The sequence below is a fragment of the Streptomyces luomodiensis genome, assembly GCF_031679605.1.
In the GTDB taxonomy this organism is placed as follows: domain Bacteria; phylum Actinomycetota; class Actinomycetes; order Streptomycetales; family Streptomycetaceae; genus Streptomyces; species Streptomyces luomodiensis.
In genome coordinates this window covers 9,522,317-9,536,548 of the sequence record NZ_CP117522.1, presented here as the reverse complement: position 1 = coordinate 9,536,548, position 14,232 = coordinate 9,522,317, and the positions used below count along the sequence as shown (strand labels likewise).

At 73.0% G+C, this 14,232-nt stretch carries 11 protein-coding genes; all 11 read right to left on the bottom strand.

Annotated features, from left to right (window positions below; all coding sequences use genetic code 11):
• Nucleotides 1-34: 34 nt before the first annotated feature.
• From PS467_RS39890 to PS467_RS39840, 11 genes are read right to left on the bottom strand one after another with little or no spacing between them, the layout of a single operon-like run.
• Entirely contained in the window at nucleotides 35-1,513 is a 1,479-nt protein-coding gene (locus tag PS467_RS39890) for an aldehyde dehydrogenase (protein ID WP_311039405.1), read from the bottom strand.
• Nucleotides 1,510-2,748, bottom strand: a complete 1,239-nt coding sequence (locus PS467_RS39885) for a CoA transferase (RefSeq protein ID WP_311039404.1) — start codon at nucleotides 2,746-2,748, stop codon at nucleotides 1,510-1,512. The genes PS467_RS39890 and PS467_RS39885 overlap by 4 nt, the downstream gene beginning before the upstream one ends.
• The gene (locus PS467_RS39880) at nucleotides 2,745-3,152 is read right to left on the bottom strand and encodes a Zn-ribbon domain-containing OB-fold protein (RefSeq protein ID WP_311039403.1); all 408 of its coding nucleotides are present in this window, start codon (nucleotides 3,150-3,152) and stop codon (nucleotides 2,745-2,747) included. Before PS467_RS39880 ends, PS467_RS39885 begins: the two co-directional genes overlap by 4 nt.
• Complete coding sequence (locus PS467_RS39875; RefSeq protein ID WP_311039402.1) at nucleotides 3,149-4,192, bottom strand: alcohol dehydrogenase catalytic domain-containing protein; 1,044 nt, start codon at nucleotides 4,190-4,192, stop codon at nucleotides 3,149-3,151. The genes PS467_RS39880 and PS467_RS39875 overlap by 4 nt, the downstream gene beginning before the upstream one ends.
• The gene (locus PS467_RS39870; protein WP_311039401.1) at nucleotides 4,174-5,571 is read right to left on the bottom strand and encodes an FAD-binding oxidoreductase; all 1,398 of its coding nucleotides are present in this window, start codon (nucleotides 5,569-5,571) and stop codon (nucleotides 4,174-4,176) included. Before PS467_RS39870 ends, PS467_RS39875 begins: the two co-directional genes overlap by 19 nt.
• Complete coding sequence (locus PS467_RS39865; protein ID WP_311039400.1) at nucleotides 5,565-9,086, bottom strand: indolepyruvate ferredoxin oxidoreductase family protein; 3,522 nt, start codon at nucleotides 9,084-9,086, stop codon at nucleotides 5,565-5,567. The genes PS467_RS39870 and PS467_RS39865 overlap by 7 nt, the downstream gene beginning before the upstream one ends.
• Nucleotides 9,087-9,117: 31 nt before the next feature.
• A complete protein-coding gene (locus PS467_RS39860; RefSeq protein WP_311039399.1) occupies nucleotides 9,118-10,053 on the bottom strand; it encodes a TIGR03620 family F420-dependent LLM class oxidoreductase in 936 nt (311 codons plus the stop codon).
• Complete coding sequence (locus tag PS467_RS39855) at nucleotides 10,050-10,451, bottom strand: Zn-ribbon domain-containing OB-fold protein (protein ID WP_311039398.1); 402 nt, start codon at nucleotides 10,449-10,451, stop codon at nucleotides 10,050-10,052. The genes PS467_RS39860 and PS467_RS39855 overlap by 4 nt, the downstream gene beginning before the upstream one ends.
• A gap of 5 nt (nucleotides 10,452-10,456) precedes the next feature.
• Nucleotides 10,457-11,629 carry a thiolase family protein gene (locus PS467_RS39850; protein ID WP_311039397.1) on the bottom strand — a complete coding sequence of 391 codons (1,173 nt, stop codon included), beginning with the start codon at nucleotides 11,627-11,629 and terminating at the stop codon, nucleotides 10,457-10,459.
• Between the two features lie 30 nt (nucleotides 11,630-11,659).
• Entirely contained in the window at nucleotides 11,660-12,640 is a 981-nt protein-coding gene (locus PS467_RS39845; protein WP_311039396.1) for a cyclase family protein, read from the bottom strand.
• Nucleotides 12,637-14,229, bottom strand: a complete 1,593-nt coding sequence (locus tag PS467_RS39840; RefSeq protein ID WP_311039395.1) for a class I adenylate-forming enzyme family protein — start codon at nucleotides 14,227-14,229, stop codon at nucleotides 12,637-12,639. The genes PS467_RS39845 and PS467_RS39840 overlap by 4 nt, the downstream gene beginning before the upstream one ends.
• Nucleotides 14,230-14,232: the final 3 nt, after the last annotated feature.

The window sequence follows — 14,232 nt, the reverse complement described above, 5'->3', positions numbered from 1 at the left end:
GGGGGCCGCGATCGCGGCCCCCGGAGGCGAGGGCTCAACGCCCGAGTTGATCCGCGCTCGCGTAGATCGACTTGAACTCGAGGTAGTTGTCGAGTGCCTCGGGCCCGAGCTCGCGGCCGATACCGCTGCTCTTCACACCGCCGAACGGCGCGCCGAGGTCCTGCAGGTAGTAGTTCACGCCGATCGTGCCGGTGCGAACGCGCCGTGCGACGGCGAGGCCGCGTTCCTCGTCCGAGGTCCAGACCGAACCACCGAGTCCGTACTCACTGTCATTGGCGAGCCGGACCGCCTCGTCGTCGCCGTCATAGGGAGTGACGGTGATGACCGGGCCGAAGATCTCCTCTTGGGCGATCCGTTCGGAGTTGTCGACGTCGGCGAAGACGGTGGGCTCGACGAACCAGCCGCGGGACAGGTCGGCGGGGCGGCCGCCGCCGGCCACGAGCCGGGCGCTCGACCCGCGGCCGAGGTCGATGTAGCCGAGGACGCGGTCGAGCTGCGCCTTGCTGGCCATGGGTCCGCAGGTGACGGCCGGGTCGAGAGGATCGCCGACCGTCATGCCGCGGGCGAACTGCGCGACGGCCTCGACGACCTCCTCGTAGCGTGAGCGAGGTGCCAGGATCCGCGACTGGACGGTGCAGGTCTGGCCGTTGTTCTGGAAGGACGCGTCGCCGAGCCCGGCGACGAAGGTGGCGAGGTCGGCGTCGTCGAGCACGATGGCCGCGGACTTGCCGCCCAGTTCCAAAGTACAGCGGCGGATCAGCCGCCCGCACTCGGCGCCGATGAGCCGGCCGGCCGCGGTCGACCCGGTAAAGGCGATCTTGTCCACCAGCGGGTGTGACACGAGCGCGGCGCCCGCCTCCCGGCCGGCGAGCACGATGTTCAGCACGCCGGGCGGCAGCCCGGCTTCGGCGGCGGCATCACCCAGGACGTACCCGTCGAGTGCGGTTTCCGGGGCGGGCTTGAGCACGACGGTGCAGCCCGCGGCAAGCGCCGGGGCGATCTTCATCATCGCGAGGACCTGCGGGTAGTTCCATGGGGTGATCGCTCCGACGACCCCGACAGGCTCCCGGCGGACCACGGTGGAACCGGACGGGCTGGGCCGCACGTCCTCCAGCGGCAGCGTCTCGATCACATCGGCGTACAGGTGCAGCAACCCGGCGGGGGCGGCGCCGTTGAAGGCGTTCGACAGCCCGATCGGCATCCCGTTCTCGCGGCTGACCAGCATCGCGGTGCCGTCGGCGCGGGCAGCCAGCGCGTCGGCGAACCGGCGCATGACCGCCGCCCGTTCGGCGGCGGTGGTCCGGCCCCACGGACCCTCGTCGAGGGCGCGGCGGGCGGCCCGGACAGCGGCGTCGATGTCCGCGTCCGTGCCCAGGGACGCGACGCCCAGCGGGGTCTCGGTGGCCGCCTCCAGCGCCACGTGGGTCTCGGTTCCCCGCGGCGCGACCCACTCGCCGTCGATGAAGAAGCGCGTCCGGTCGAGCTCGGTCCTCGACTCCGAGGTGACGGTCATCCTGCCTCCAGGTGTGGGTTCGTCAGGTTGCCCGGCGGACCGATGACCCGCCGGTCGTACAGGCCGCCGATCTCGGCGGCGGTCAGGCCGAGGACCTCGGCCAGGACGGTCTCGGTGTCGCGGCCGAGCGCCGGGCACTCCCCCGCGGGACCGTGGTCGCCGTCGAACCGCAGTGGCGACCGCGCGGTGATGGCCGGCCGTCCGCACGGCAGCTCGACATCGGCGAGCACGGCGTGGGCCTCCCTGCGGTGGTCACCGACGACGTCGGCCATACCCCGGTAGCGGCCCCACAGGACACGGGCGGTGTCGAGCTCCTTGCCGGCCTGGGCCAGGTCTCGAGCGGCGAACCACGGCCGGATGACCGCGGCGATGGTCTCGCGCAGCCGGTACCGCTCGGACTCGTCGGCGAGGTTCGCCCGCAACGCGGTTTCGAGCGCGGTGAAGACCTCGGCGGTTCCGGTCACCGTCTGGAGCGCCCGCCACTGGCCCTCGGTGAGCGCCACGACCATCACGCGCTCGCCGTCCCGGCAGGTGAAATCGACGCCGAAGCTGCCGTAGACGTGGTTGCCCTGCCGGGGGCGCTCCCCCTGCCGGTCGGCGGCCTCGGACAGCCAGCCGAGGTTCGCGACCCCGGCGAGCGCCACGTCGGACAGGGCCAGCTCGATGTAGGAGCCACGACCGGTGCGCGCCCGCTGGTGCAGGGCGGCGAGGACCCCCGTAGCGACGCTCAGGCCCGCGATGAGGTCCCATGCGGGCAGGACGTGGTTCACCGGGCCGGCCCAGTCCTCGCCCCCGGTGATCCCTGGGACGCCGACCTCCGCGTTGACCGTGTAGTCGACCGCCGGCCGGCCGTCGGGGTGGCCCTGTAGGCGGAGGTGGATGAGGTCGGGCCGGCGTTCGGCCAGCCGCTCGTGTGCCATCCACCGTCGCCCGACGACGTTGTCGATCAGCACGCCGCGGTCGGGTCCGGGCGCGGCCGCCAAGGCGAGGACCAGCTCCCGGCCCTCGTCGCCGCGCATGTCGACCGCGACCGAGCGCTTGCCCTTGTTCAGCGACGCCCAGTAGTAGCTCTCTCCGGTGGGCGCCACCGGCCAGCGCCGGTGGTCGCTGCCGCCACCGATCGGGTCGATGCGGATCACGTCCGCACCCATCTGGGCCAAGGTCATGCCGCCGGTGGGCCCGGCGACGAAACTGGCACACTCCACGACGTGCAAACCGTCCAGGGGACGACTCACCGGTGCTCCTTCCGTACCGGCCGAAAGCGCACCTCGGCCGCGTCATCGGGGCCGAAAACCGGCTCCACCGGCATGCCGATGCTCAGCTCCGCGGGCTCGGCCCCCACGATGTTGGTGATCAGCTCCGGCCCCTCGGCCAGTTGGACGACCGCGACGGTGTAAGGCGGTTGCGGCGCCGGTTCGGGCAGGTAGGCCGTGTGGGGGGCTCCATCGTTGCCATGGACGAGCGCGACCGTGCGGCACTGGCCGGCGGCGAGCGCGGTCCCGGCGGTGAGCCCGGCGTCGGCCAGGGCCTCGCGCGGTGCCCAGCCGCCCAGGTCGTCGGCGGACAGGCCGGGCAGCCGGCCGAACGTGGTCGTCCCGACCCCGACGGCGGCGGCGCGCAGCGGGCTGCTCGTGGTCATTGCTCTCCTCGGTTCTCGTGCGGCGCGTGTGCGCCGGGGACGAGGACGGCACGGCCGACTACCCGGCGCTCGTCGAGATCGGTGAAGGCCCGGACCGCGTCGTCGAGCGGGTAAGCGGCCAGGACGGGCCTCACCCGGGCATCGGCGACCATGTCCATGGCGTCGGAGAAGGTCGACATCGACGTGGAACCGGAGCCGGTGATGACGGCCTCCTTCGCGAACACGAAGGCCGGATGCACCCGCAACGGCTCACCGCCGACCTGACCGGTCAGGACGTAACGCCCGGCGTGCGCGAGCGCGCGGAAGGCCTGCCGGAAGACAGCCGGGTGACCGGTGTTGTCCAACACGACGTCAGCGCCGTGCCCCTCGGTGGCGTCGAGCACGTCCTGCCATGTCTGGTCGCCCATCGTCAGCACATGGCCGGCGCCGAGGGAGCGCAGCCGTCCGGCCTTGCCGACGTCGCCGGTGAGGGCGACGACGCGGGCGCCGAGCGCACGGGCGACCTGCACCGCGTGCAGGCCCAGGCCGCCGCCCGCACCGGTGACGAGCACCGTCTCGCCGGCCCGCACCCGCGCGATGCGGCGCAGCGCCTGGAGACCGGTTCCCACCGCGCACGCCACGACGGCGGCCTCCGCGAGGGGCACCCCCGGCGGCACCGCCAGCAGGGCCGACTCGCGCAGCACGACGTACTCGGCGAACCCGCCGTAGGTGAACGACCGCTGCGCGCACCGCAACTCCTCGCCACTCGTACACGGGCCGCAGTACCCACAGGTGCTGAACTGCTTGGTGGCGACCGGGTCGCCGACGGCGAAGCGCCGCACGGCAGGTCCGGCCTCGACAACGGTGCCGGCGACCTCGTGGCCGAGCACGGCCGGGAGCGGGACCGTCAACAGGCCCGTGCGATCGGCCTGGTCGTGCCCGCAGACGCCGCAGGCCGCGACCTCGACAAGGACTTCGTCGGCCGCGGGACTCGGCCGTGGGACGTCGATGACGGTGACGGCGCCGGGTCCGCCCGGACGCGTCAGAACCGCGGCGCGCATGGAGCGATCACCTTGCCCGGGTTGAGGATTCCGTGCGGATCGAGCGCCTGTTTCACCGCGGCCTGGAGGGCCAGCACCGGCGGCGGCAGTTCCCGCTCGAGCCCGGCTCGTTTCAGCAGTCCCACGCCGTGTTCGCCGGTGACGGTGCCCCCCAGTGCGAGCGCGTCGTCGAGGATCTCCTCGAACGCGGCCTCCGCCCTGGTCCGTGCCACGGTGTCGTCGGCGGGGACGATGAGCAGCGGATGCAGGTTGCCATCGCCGGCGTGGGCGACGTTGGCGATGAGGACGTCGTGCCGCTGTCCGACGCGCTCGATCCGGCCGAGCATGTCCGGAACCGCGGCGCGGGGCACGCAGACGTCCTCGGTCAGCACCGGCCCGATGCGTTCGAGTGCCGGGTACGCCAGCCGTCGTGCCGCGAACAGGGCGTCGGCCTCCTCGGCGTCGGACGACGCGACCGCCCAGGTGGCGCCGGCGCCGGTGAAGCAGGCCAGCATGGTCTCGGCCTCGTGGTCACCCGCCTCGCCCGGCGCGTCGGTCCGGCCGAGCAGCACGACGTCAGCCTCTGCCGACAGCCCCATGTTCTTCCAGGCGTCGACCGCGGCGAGGGTGTGGCGGTCGATCAGCTCGAGCGCCGACGGCGTGATCCCGGCGGCGCCGACGGCGGCGACAGCGCGCCCCGCGTCGGTGAGAGAGCCGAAATAGCCGGCGACCGTGCGTTCGGGCTCCCGCGCGGGGCGCAGTCGCACGGTCACCTCGGTGACGATGCCGAGGGTTCCCTCGGAGCCGACCATCAGCCCGGCGAGGTCGTAGCCGGCGACCCCCTTGGCGGTGCGGCGGCCGAGTCGGACGAGCTCCCCGGTGCCGGTGACGACCTGGATGCCGAGTACGTAGTCGCGGGTCACCCCGTACTTGACGCAGCACAGCCCGCCGGCGTTGGTGGCGACGTTGCCGCCGATGGTCGACCAGGGCGCGCTCGACGGGTCCGGCGGATACCACAGCCCTTGTTCCGCGCAGGCGGCGCGCAGGTCGTCGTTGACCACGCCGGGCTCGACGACGGCGAGCCGCTCGGTGGCGTCGATCTCCCGGATGGCGGTCATCTGCTCGGTGGAGAGCACGATCCCGCCGTCGACCGCGTTGGCGCCGCCCGACAGACCGGTGCCCGCGCCCCGTGGCACCACGGGTACGCGATGCCGCAGGCACGCGCGCACCACCTGCCTGACCTCCTCGGCACTGTGCGGGCGCACCACCGCCACCGGCTCACCGTGCGGTGCCCACACGGCCTCGTCGCGCAGGTAGCCGGCGACGATGCCGGGATCCTCCAGCACCCGGCCGGCGGGCAGTGTCCGGCGCAGGTCCTGGACCACGTGCGCGCTCAGCATGGCTCACCACCCTCGACGGCGGGGACGCCCGTGGCGCGGAGTCGAGTCATCCGCTCCTCGAGCGCGGAGCGGTACTGGGCGACCGTCCTGAGTTTGACGCCCTCATAGCCACGGACCAAGTCCGGCAGTTGCGCCGTCTCGACCGCGAGCGCGTGGGTGTCCGATCGCAGGGACCGGGCGAGCTCGGTGATCACGCCTTCGTACTCGGCGATCAGCTCGCGTTCCAGGCGGCGTATCCCGGCACGGCCGAACGGATCCAGCCGCGTGCCGCGGAGCCGCCGGGCTGCCACCAAGGCGCGGAAGGCCGGACGGAACCAGGGGCCGAGCTCCAGCTTGCGGCGCATGCCCAGCGCGCGCAGAACCGGTGGGTGCAGCCGGTAGGAGATGCGGGCGTCCTCGCCGAACCGAGCGCGGATGGCCCGCTCGTTCGCGCGGTCGAGGGAGAGCCGGGCGACCTCGTACTCGTCCTTGTAGGCCATGAGCTTGTAGAGGTTGTGGGCGACCGCTTCGGCCAGTGCCGTCGCGCCCGGCACGGCGACGGCCTCGGCCTGGCGCACGCGCTCGACGTTCTCGACGTAGCGGCGGGCGTAGCCGGCGTTCTGGTAGGCGATCAGGTCCGGTACGCGGATTCTCAGCAGCCGGGCGAGTTCGGTGTCCTCGGCGGCGCCGACCCTGGCCAGCAGCTCCCGCGCGGTGGAGTCGAGCGGTGGCGGTGGTGCGGGCTCGCCGCGCAGGGAGCGCAGCGTGGCTTCCAGGGCGGGGCGGTCGGCCACGAACTGCCGGCCGCGGCGGAACGCCTGCACGTTGGTCTCCGCCTTGGTCCCGTTGAGGGTGATCGCCTCCTCGATCGCGGAGTCCGGGATCGGCAGCGCGCCCAGCTGGTAGGCCACACCGGTCAGCAGGAGGTTGGCGTACTGGTCCTGGCCGAACAGCGTCTCGGAGAGTTCACGGGCGTTGAGGGCGGTCATCGCCGTGGCGTCGGTCGCCTCCCGGATGCGGCCGAGCAGCGCGTCCTCGTCGGGGAAGCCGACGCTGGTGTCGGTGACCATCGCGCCGGTGGGCACGCGTGAGGTCGAGACCACGGCGACGGTGCGGCGCGGATCGGCGACGGCGAGGTATCGCTGATCGGCGGCGACGAGCACATCGGCGCCGAGGTAGAGATCGCACTCTCGCTCGGCCGCCTTGTTGGCGTGGGCCTGACCGATCTTGATGTCGGAGACGACGGCGCCGCCCTTCTGCGCGAGTCCGGTCTGGTCGAGCGAGCGGACGGGCAGGCCGGCGATGGTCGCCGCGCTGCCGAGGATCTGCGACAGGGTGACCACTCCCGAGCCGCCGACCCCCGTCACCCGCACGGTGAACCGCTCGGCCGAGAACACCCACGCGGGCTTGGGCAGCCCAGCTGGGATCGGGTCGGCGACCGGCCGCGTCGCCCGCCCCTTGGACGGCACCACCGTGAGGAAGGACGGGCAGTCCCCGGCGAGGCAGGAGAAGTCCTTGTTGCACGACGACTGGTCGATGCGGGTCTTGCGGCCGAACTCGGTGGGGACCGGCTGGACCGACAGGCAGTTCGACTTCTCGCCGCAGTCGCCGCAGCCCTCGCAGACGCGCTCGTTGATGACCACCCGTTGGACGGGGTCCGGGGCCAGCCCGCGCTTGCGCTTGCGGCGCAGCTCCGTCGCACACTCCTGGTCGTGGATCAGCAGGGTGACACCCTCGGTGCGAGCGAGTGTCTGCTGCGCCTCCGTGAGCCGGTCACGGTGCCAGACCCGCACCCCCGGCGCGAGCCGGGCACGGCGGTAGCGGCGTGGGTCCTCGGTGGTGACGATGATCTGGCGCACGCCCTCGGCCCGCATGGCGTGGGTGATCTGCGGGATCGTCAGCACACCCGCGGGCTGCTGCCCGCCCGTCATCGCGACCGCCGAGTTGTACAGCAGCTTGTAGGTGATGTTCACCCCGGCGGCCACGGCCGCGCGCACGGCCAGGCTGCCCGAGTGGTGGAAGGTGCCGTCGCCGAGGTTCTGCAGCAGGTGGTCCCTGGACAGGAAGGGCGCCATGCCCACCCACTGCGCGCCCTCGCCGCCCATCTGCGTCAGCCCGGTGATGTCGCCGGTCTGCCCGGGATCCATCATCAGCACGAGGCTGTGGCAGCCGATGCCGGCGCCGACCAGCGACCCTTCGGGTGCCTTGGTCGAGGAGTTGTGCGGGCAGCCCGAGCAGAAGTACGGCGTGCGGGTGGCAAGGGGCAGCAGGACTCGCCGCCGCGGCGATCGCCGGTCCGCCACCCACGCCTCGACGGAGGGGAAGCCGCCGTGCGCACGGAGCCGGACGGCGAGGGCCGCCGCGATGCGATCCGGGTCCAGCTCGCCGTCGGCCGGGATGAGGGCGGCGCCGTCCGGCCCGCGCTTGCCGCTGACCACTGGCGCGTCCGGACGACCGTACAGCAGGTCCTTGAGGGCGGCCTCCACGAAGGACCGTTTCTCCTCCACGACGATGATCTCGCGCACTCCGGCGGCGAAACGGCCGATCACGTCCGGTTCGAGCGGATGCACCATCGCCAGATGCAACAGCCGGACGCCCCGGCGGGCCAGCTCGGCGTCGTCCAGGCCGAGGATGCGCAGCGCCTGGCGAAGGTCGTGGAAGGTCTTGCCCGGCGCGACGATCCCCAAGCGGTCGCCGGCCCCCGCGCCGACCATCGTGTTCAGCCCGTTGACCGCGGCGTAGCGCCGGGCGATCTCGAGCCGGGCCCCGTCGCGACTGCGCTCGAGCCGGCCGAGATCCGGTTGCAGCATCCTGGCGGTCATCTCGTGGGCGAACGGCTGCCCGTCGACGATGAGATCCGGGGCCACGGGCCGGATGCGATCGGGGTGCACCCGCGCGGTGCCGGTGCCGTCCGCGACGTTGGTGGCGATTTTGAAGCCGACCCACAGACCGCACGCCCGGGACAGTGCGACGGCGTGCAGCCCCAGGTCGAGCACCTCCTGCGGGTCGGCGGGGCAGAGCGTCGGCATGCCCAGGTCGGCGAGCAGCAGCTCGGAACTGCCGGGCACCGTGGAGGACTTCGCCGACGGATCGTCCCCGACGAGGGCCAGTGCACCACCGGCGGGGTGGGTGCCCATCAGGTTGTTGTGCCGCAACGCGTCCGAGGCCCGGTCGAGGCCCGGGGACTTGCCGTACCAGTAGCCGGTGACCCCGTCGACGCGCCGGTCGGCCGACGCCGCGGCCAACTGCGCGCCCTGGACCGCCGTCGCGGCCAGCTCCTCGTTGACGCCGGGCCGGAACACGACGTCGTGCTCGGCCAGCAGATCGGTCTGCCTGCCCAGCTCGAGGTCGTAGCCGCCAAGGGGTGATCCCTCGTAGCCGGAGACGAACGCCGCGGTCCTCAGCCCGGCCCGGCGGTCGGACCTGCGGACGTCGATCGGGAGCCGGGCCAGGGCCTGCACACCGGTCAGGTGGATGAGCCCCTCGGTCACGAGGTAGCGGTCCTCGGGACTGAGGCGCGGGGCGGGCTCGTTCATGTGGTGGTTCCTTCGTCGGGGACGGCAGCCGTCAGCGGGCGGATCCAGGGAGGACCGTCGTCAGGGGCAGGGCGGGCGTGAGGGCACGCAGCTGGTCGAGGACCGGCGCCAGCCCCTGCGCGGGCGCGGCGGTGAGGGGGTGGATCGCCACGTGGTCGGCTCCGGCGTCGAGGTGCTCCCGGACGCGGGCGGCGACGGTCTCGGGGTCGCCCCAGGCGACCAGCGCGTCGACGAGGCGATCGCTGCCGCTGCCGACGAGGTCGTCGTCGCCGAACCCGAGGGCGCGCACGTGGTTCACGTAGTTGCGCAGGGCGAGCCGGGTCGCGACGTGCGCACGCGCGATGGCGCGGGCCCGTCCGGGGTCCGGGTCGACGACCACGGCCTGCTCGGGGGCGAGCAGGGGGTCGGGACCGAGCCGTTCCCGCGCCGCCGCGGTGTGGGACGGCGGGACGAAGAACGAGTGCGCGCCACTGGTCCGGTCGCGGGCCAGCTCCTGCATCCGCGGCCGCAGAGCCGCCAGGACACGGGGCACGGGCCGGGCTGGGCGTGGTCCGCGATACGGGCGGGTGTCGAGCGCGTCGAGGTACTCCCGCAGGGCGGTGAGGGGCCGGTCGTGTCCTCGTCCGCGTCCGGCCTCGGCGTGGCCGGCGCCCAGCCCCAGCACAAACCGGTCCGGGAAGGCCTCGCCCAGTGTCTGCGCCGCGGCGTCGGTGGCGGTCGCGTCCCGTGCCCCGATGGTGGCGACCCCGGTGGCCACGGTGATCCGTGAGGTGGCGCCGAGCAGGAGCGCGCTGTGCGTGAAGACCTCCTTGTGCGCCGGGGATTCGCCGATCCACAGGGCGCCGTATCCGAGGTCCTCGATCTCCGCGGCGGCGGCCGCGGCCCGCGCGGCCGGGACCTCCCCGAGCACGGCCGGCCACACCCCCACCGGTCCGATCCGGGCCGCGAGCTCCCGGGCGGCGGTCACGCCTGGCCTCCGGGCCCGAACTCCGGGAGGAAGACCGACGCGCCGGCCTCGCGGAAGGACACCGCCACTGGCTCGCCGATCACGGGATCGGCGGGGCCGGTCCAGGTGGTGGTCAGGTTCGGGCCGCTGTCGAGCCGGACCTGGACCACGGTGTAGGGCACCTCGTCGCCGGCGAAGTATCGCTTGTGGAAGCGCACCCAGCTGTTGACGCGCCCGGTGCCGGGGTCGGTCACCCAGCCGACGTCGGTGGTGAAGTCGCGGGGGCACACCGGTCCTGGCGGCCAGAACTCCTGGGCGCAGGAGTGGCAGACCGGGATGCGGAGTTCGCCGCGGGCCGCGCCGTCGAGGTGTTCGACGTCCTCGGGGTACCGTGCGGGAAGCGGTCGTGGGTTGGTCATCGCGGTCACCGGTCCTTCTGGAAGATGAGCGAGTCTCCGAACGGGGTCGCCCACTGGACGACTTCGCAGTCCGCCACCTGCCGCGCTCCGGCCTGGCCGCGGATCTGCCGGGTGGCCTCGATCATGTGCCCCCACCCGCAGATGTGGGCCTCGGACAACAGGCCGCCCGCGGTGTTGGTCGGCAGGTCGCCGCCGAGCTCGATGCGGCCGTTCTGGAGCCACTCGAGCGCCTCGCCCTCCCCGGTGAAGCCGAAGCGCTCCAGGACGAACACGACGTTGGGCGAGAAGGCGTCATAGAGCTGGAGCGAGTCGACGTCGCCGGGCCCGGTCAGCCCGGCCATGGCATAGACCGGGTTGTCCTCGGCACGGCGGGTGTCGCCCTGGGAGAAGACCCCCAGTCCGGGCGGGGCGAAGATGAACTCGTCACGGCCGGCGCGCAGACCCTGCATGCCGCCGATGACGACCGCGGGCTGCCGCAGGTCCCGTGCCCGCTCGACCGTGGTCACGAGCACACAGCCGCCACCGTCGCTGAGCAGCGCGAAGTCGGGGCGGCGCAACGGCTCGACCACGTACGGCTGTGCCGCGTAGTCCGCGCGCTCGAGAGCCTTGGTCATCTGCGCGTTCGCGTTCCGCCGGGCGTGGCGGCGGAAGGCGATCGGGACGGCCGAGATCAGCTCGGGGTCGTACCCGTAGCGGGCGCAGTACCGGCGGAACGCCATCGCCGCACCGGCGCCGGGTGCCGTCATCCCGTAGTGCGGCAGTTCGCCGTGCGACCCGCCGCCCTGGCGCGTTCCCTCCAGGTCGCCGGAACCGCCGACGACGCCCAGCCCGGAGAAGGCCACGCCGCCCACGCAGGCGGCGACGTCGGCCGTACCGAGCGCTACCGCCTGGACGGCGGCCTGGAGGGCGGGGCCGACGAATCGGCCGTGGCTCCAGGTCTGCACGGCGGCGCGGATGCGCAGTCCGAATGCCTCCGCCATCCGGTCGTAGTCGACGGCCAGCGGGTTTCCGACGTTGGTGAACAGGCCGTCGACGTCCTCGGCACGCAGGCCGGCGTCGTCAAGGGCGAGCCGGAGGGCGTCGGCCGCGAAGCCGAGGGCGCCGCGTGTCGAAACGCGCGACACTTCGGTCATCCCGATTCCGACGACGGCCACCTGCCGCAGGGGCCCCAGGGGCATGGTGTGTCCTTTCTTGCGCGGCGCGCGGGGTCAGACGATCGCGTAGGCGTTGGCGGGGCTGCCGACCCCGCGCGGCAGCGGCAGGACGCCGGAGACGAGCAGGAAGTCGTAACGCCCGCGGGCGGCGCACACCTCGGCGAGGCGGCGGAGGTGCCACAGCTCTCCCAGCGGCATGCCCTGGAGGGCGATGAGCCGCCGGTGCAGGAAGCCCTTGGCGCGTTCGACGGGGAACACCTCGACGCCGACGTTGTCCACGGCGACCGCGGCGAACTCGTGGTCCCACAGGTAGCCCGCGGTGTTCTTCGAGGACTCCAGGCCGGGGCAGGCGAAACCGGCGCCGATGGTGCCGCGCAGGCGTGCGCGGTGCGCCGGCGGCAACGCCCGGTACCACTCGGTCCACCCGGTCCGGACCACGAGGATGTCCCCGGAGCGGAACGTGGTGCCCTGTGCCGCGGCGGCTTCGTCGAGCATGGCCGTGGTGATCTCGACCGGCTGGTCGGGGACGAGCGGTGTGCCGCGCGACGCGAGGTGGGCCGCGACGTCGACCAGGACGCCTCGGCCGCCGAAGCCGTGGTCGGCCCACCGGTCGATGCCCAGAACGCCGGTGGTGGCGAGGTCCTCCTCCTGCCTGCCGCCCCAGTAGCCGTGCCGGCCGGCCTTGATGTGACGCAGCCCGTCCCATTGCGAGGAGGACTGGAGGTAGAAGTCGTCGAGCTTGTCGTCGTGTCCCGCGGCGGTGTCCTCGACGAGGTGGCGGTAGCGGGCCCGCTCGTCGAACAGACCGGGATCGGGCTCGTTCAGGGGAAGCGCCAGCGAGATCATGTCGCCGGTCCGGACGGCTTGGGCGGCGGCGAGACGCTGCTCGGGTCCGATCAGGTTGAGCGTCCCGATCTCGTCGTCGCGGCCCCATACGTCCCAGGCGTGGTGCTCGTCGCGGCCGGGCAGGGTGGGCAGGTCGGTGAAGGCCGGGGTGCGCCGGAGCCGGCCGGTGGGCATGGTGGTCCGGGTCATCGGGCGGCCTCGAGCATCTCGCGCAGCTTGAGCTTGCTGACCTTGCCGGTGTGGGTCTGCGGCACCGATCGCGCGTCCATCACCACGAACCGGGTGGGCACCTTGTAGCTGGCGGCGCGGCCGCGGATGTACTCGGTCAACTCGTGGACGAGCTGGGCCTCGTCGGCCGGCCAACCGGTCTTCGGGACCACGACGCAGGCCATCTCCTGGTCGCCTTCCGGCGTGGCCAGTCCGACGACGTGGACCTGGTCGACGCCGGCGTGACCGGAGAGGATGCCCTCGATCTCCAGCGGCGCCACGTTGATGCCCTTGATCTTGAGCATCTCCTTCCACCGGCCGCCGAACGCGAGCCGGCCGTCCGCGTCGATCGAGCCGAGGTCGCCGGTGCGGAACCAGCCGTCCGCCGAGCGGGTACCGGCGTTGATCTCCGCCGAGCCGAGGTATCCGTCGATCACGCACCCCCGGACCTCGATCTCACCGGTGACGCCCGGCGGGCATACGGCGCCCGCGGCGTCGACGACGCGGATCCGCTGGGTCGGCAGCACGGTGCCCTGGGTGTGCAGCTTGATCTCGAGGGGGTCGTGGGCGTCGGTCATCGTCACGAAGCCGTAGGACTCCGTGAGCCCGTAGGCGGCGCATGCCTCGGAGATGCCGAGTCCCTCGATCGCGAGGCGCTTGTCCTCGGCGTTGAAGCCCACCGGACCGGTGCGCAGCGACGAAATCTCCCGACTGCCGAAACTCGGTGCGTCGAGCAGCGCCCGGACCGCCGTCGCCAGTCCGTAGGAGACGGTGCAGCGCTCGCGCTCGATGAATTCGAGGGCCTTGTCTCCTTCGACCTTCTCCTGGATGCACAGGGTCACCCCGTGGGTGAGCGCCACCGGAAGCGCGTTGCAGGCGCCGTAACCGAAGAACAGCGGCATGGCGAACCAGAGCCGGTCGCCGGGCCGCAGGTGCATGCGCTCGCCCATGGCCCGGCCGTTGCGCAGGAGCTTGCCGTGCTCGAGCGGGACGGGTTTGGGCAGTGCCGTGCTGCCGCTGGTGTAGAGGATCATCGCGATGTCGTCCGGCGCGGCGGTGTGCGCAGGGGCCGGGCCGGGCACGGCGGCGGGCGGGAACGTCTGCGCCGCGGGCCAGATCAGCGCGCCCAGATAGCCCTCTGCGCGCGGCCCGGGTGCGAAGACCTCGGGGTAACCCGCCGCGCCGAGTTCGGCGAGCATGTCCTTGCCGAACACATACGCGTCGGTCACGACCAGCCGCAGCCCGGCGGTGCCCAACAGGTGCGCCAGCTCGCCGGAGCGGTACCAGGTGTTGATCGGGACCGCGACCAGTCCGGCCCGCTGGGCGCCGAGCATCGTCACCAGCCACCGCAGCCCGTTGGGCAGCAGGATGCCGACCCGGTCCCCCGGCTGAAGCCCGGCGGCCGCGAAGGCGCCGGCCAGCTCGTCACAGCGGCGGACGAACTCGGCGAAGGTGATGCGTCCCTCGGGTGCCACCACGGCTTCCTGGTCGCCGAAACGGTTCGCCAGCTCGACCAGTGCGGCGGGGAACGTACCGGCCGGGCCGGCGTCCATGTCGGTCGCAGTGCTCATGTC

Excerpts from the sequence above, each read along its gene's own strand:
- PS467_RS39890 (WP_311039405.1), bottom strand. The coding sequence starts at position 1,513 with ATGACCGTCACCTCGGAGTCGAGGACCGAGCTCGACCGGACGCGCTTC.
- PS467_RS39880 (WP_311039403.1), bottom strand. The coding sequence starts at position 3,152 with ATGACCACGAGCAGCCCGCTGCGCGCCGCCGCCGTCGGGGTCGGGACG.
- PS467_RS39875 (WP_311039402.1), bottom strand. The coding sequence starts at position 4,192 with ATGCGCGCCGCGGTTCTGACGCGTCCGGGCGGACCCGGCGCCGTCACC.
- PS467_RS39870 (WP_311039401.1), bottom strand. The coding sequence starts at position 5,571 with ATGCTGAGCGCGCACGTGGTCCAGGACCTGCGCCGGACACTGCCCGCC.
- PS467_RS39865 (WP_311039400.1), bottom strand. The coding sequence starts at position 9,086 with ATGAACGAGCCCGCCCCGCGCCTCAGTCCCGAGGACCGCTACCTCGTG.
- PS467_RS39855 (WP_311039398.1), bottom strand. The coding sequence starts at position 10,451 with ATGACCAACCCACGACCGCTTCCCGCACGGTACCCCGAGGACGTCGAA.
- PS467_RS39850 (WP_311039397.1), bottom strand. The coding sequence starts at position 11,629 with ATGCCCCTGGGGCCCCTGCGGCAGGTGGCCGTCGTCGGAATCGGGATG.
- PS467_RS39845 (WP_311039396.1), bottom strand. The coding sequence starts at position 12,640 with ATGACCCGGACCACCATGCCCACCGGCCGGCTCCGGCGCACCCCGGCC.
- PS467_RS39840 (WP_311039395.1), bottom strand. The coding sequence starts at position 14,229 with ATGAGCACTGCGACCGACATGGACGCCGGCCCGGCCGGTACGTTCCCC.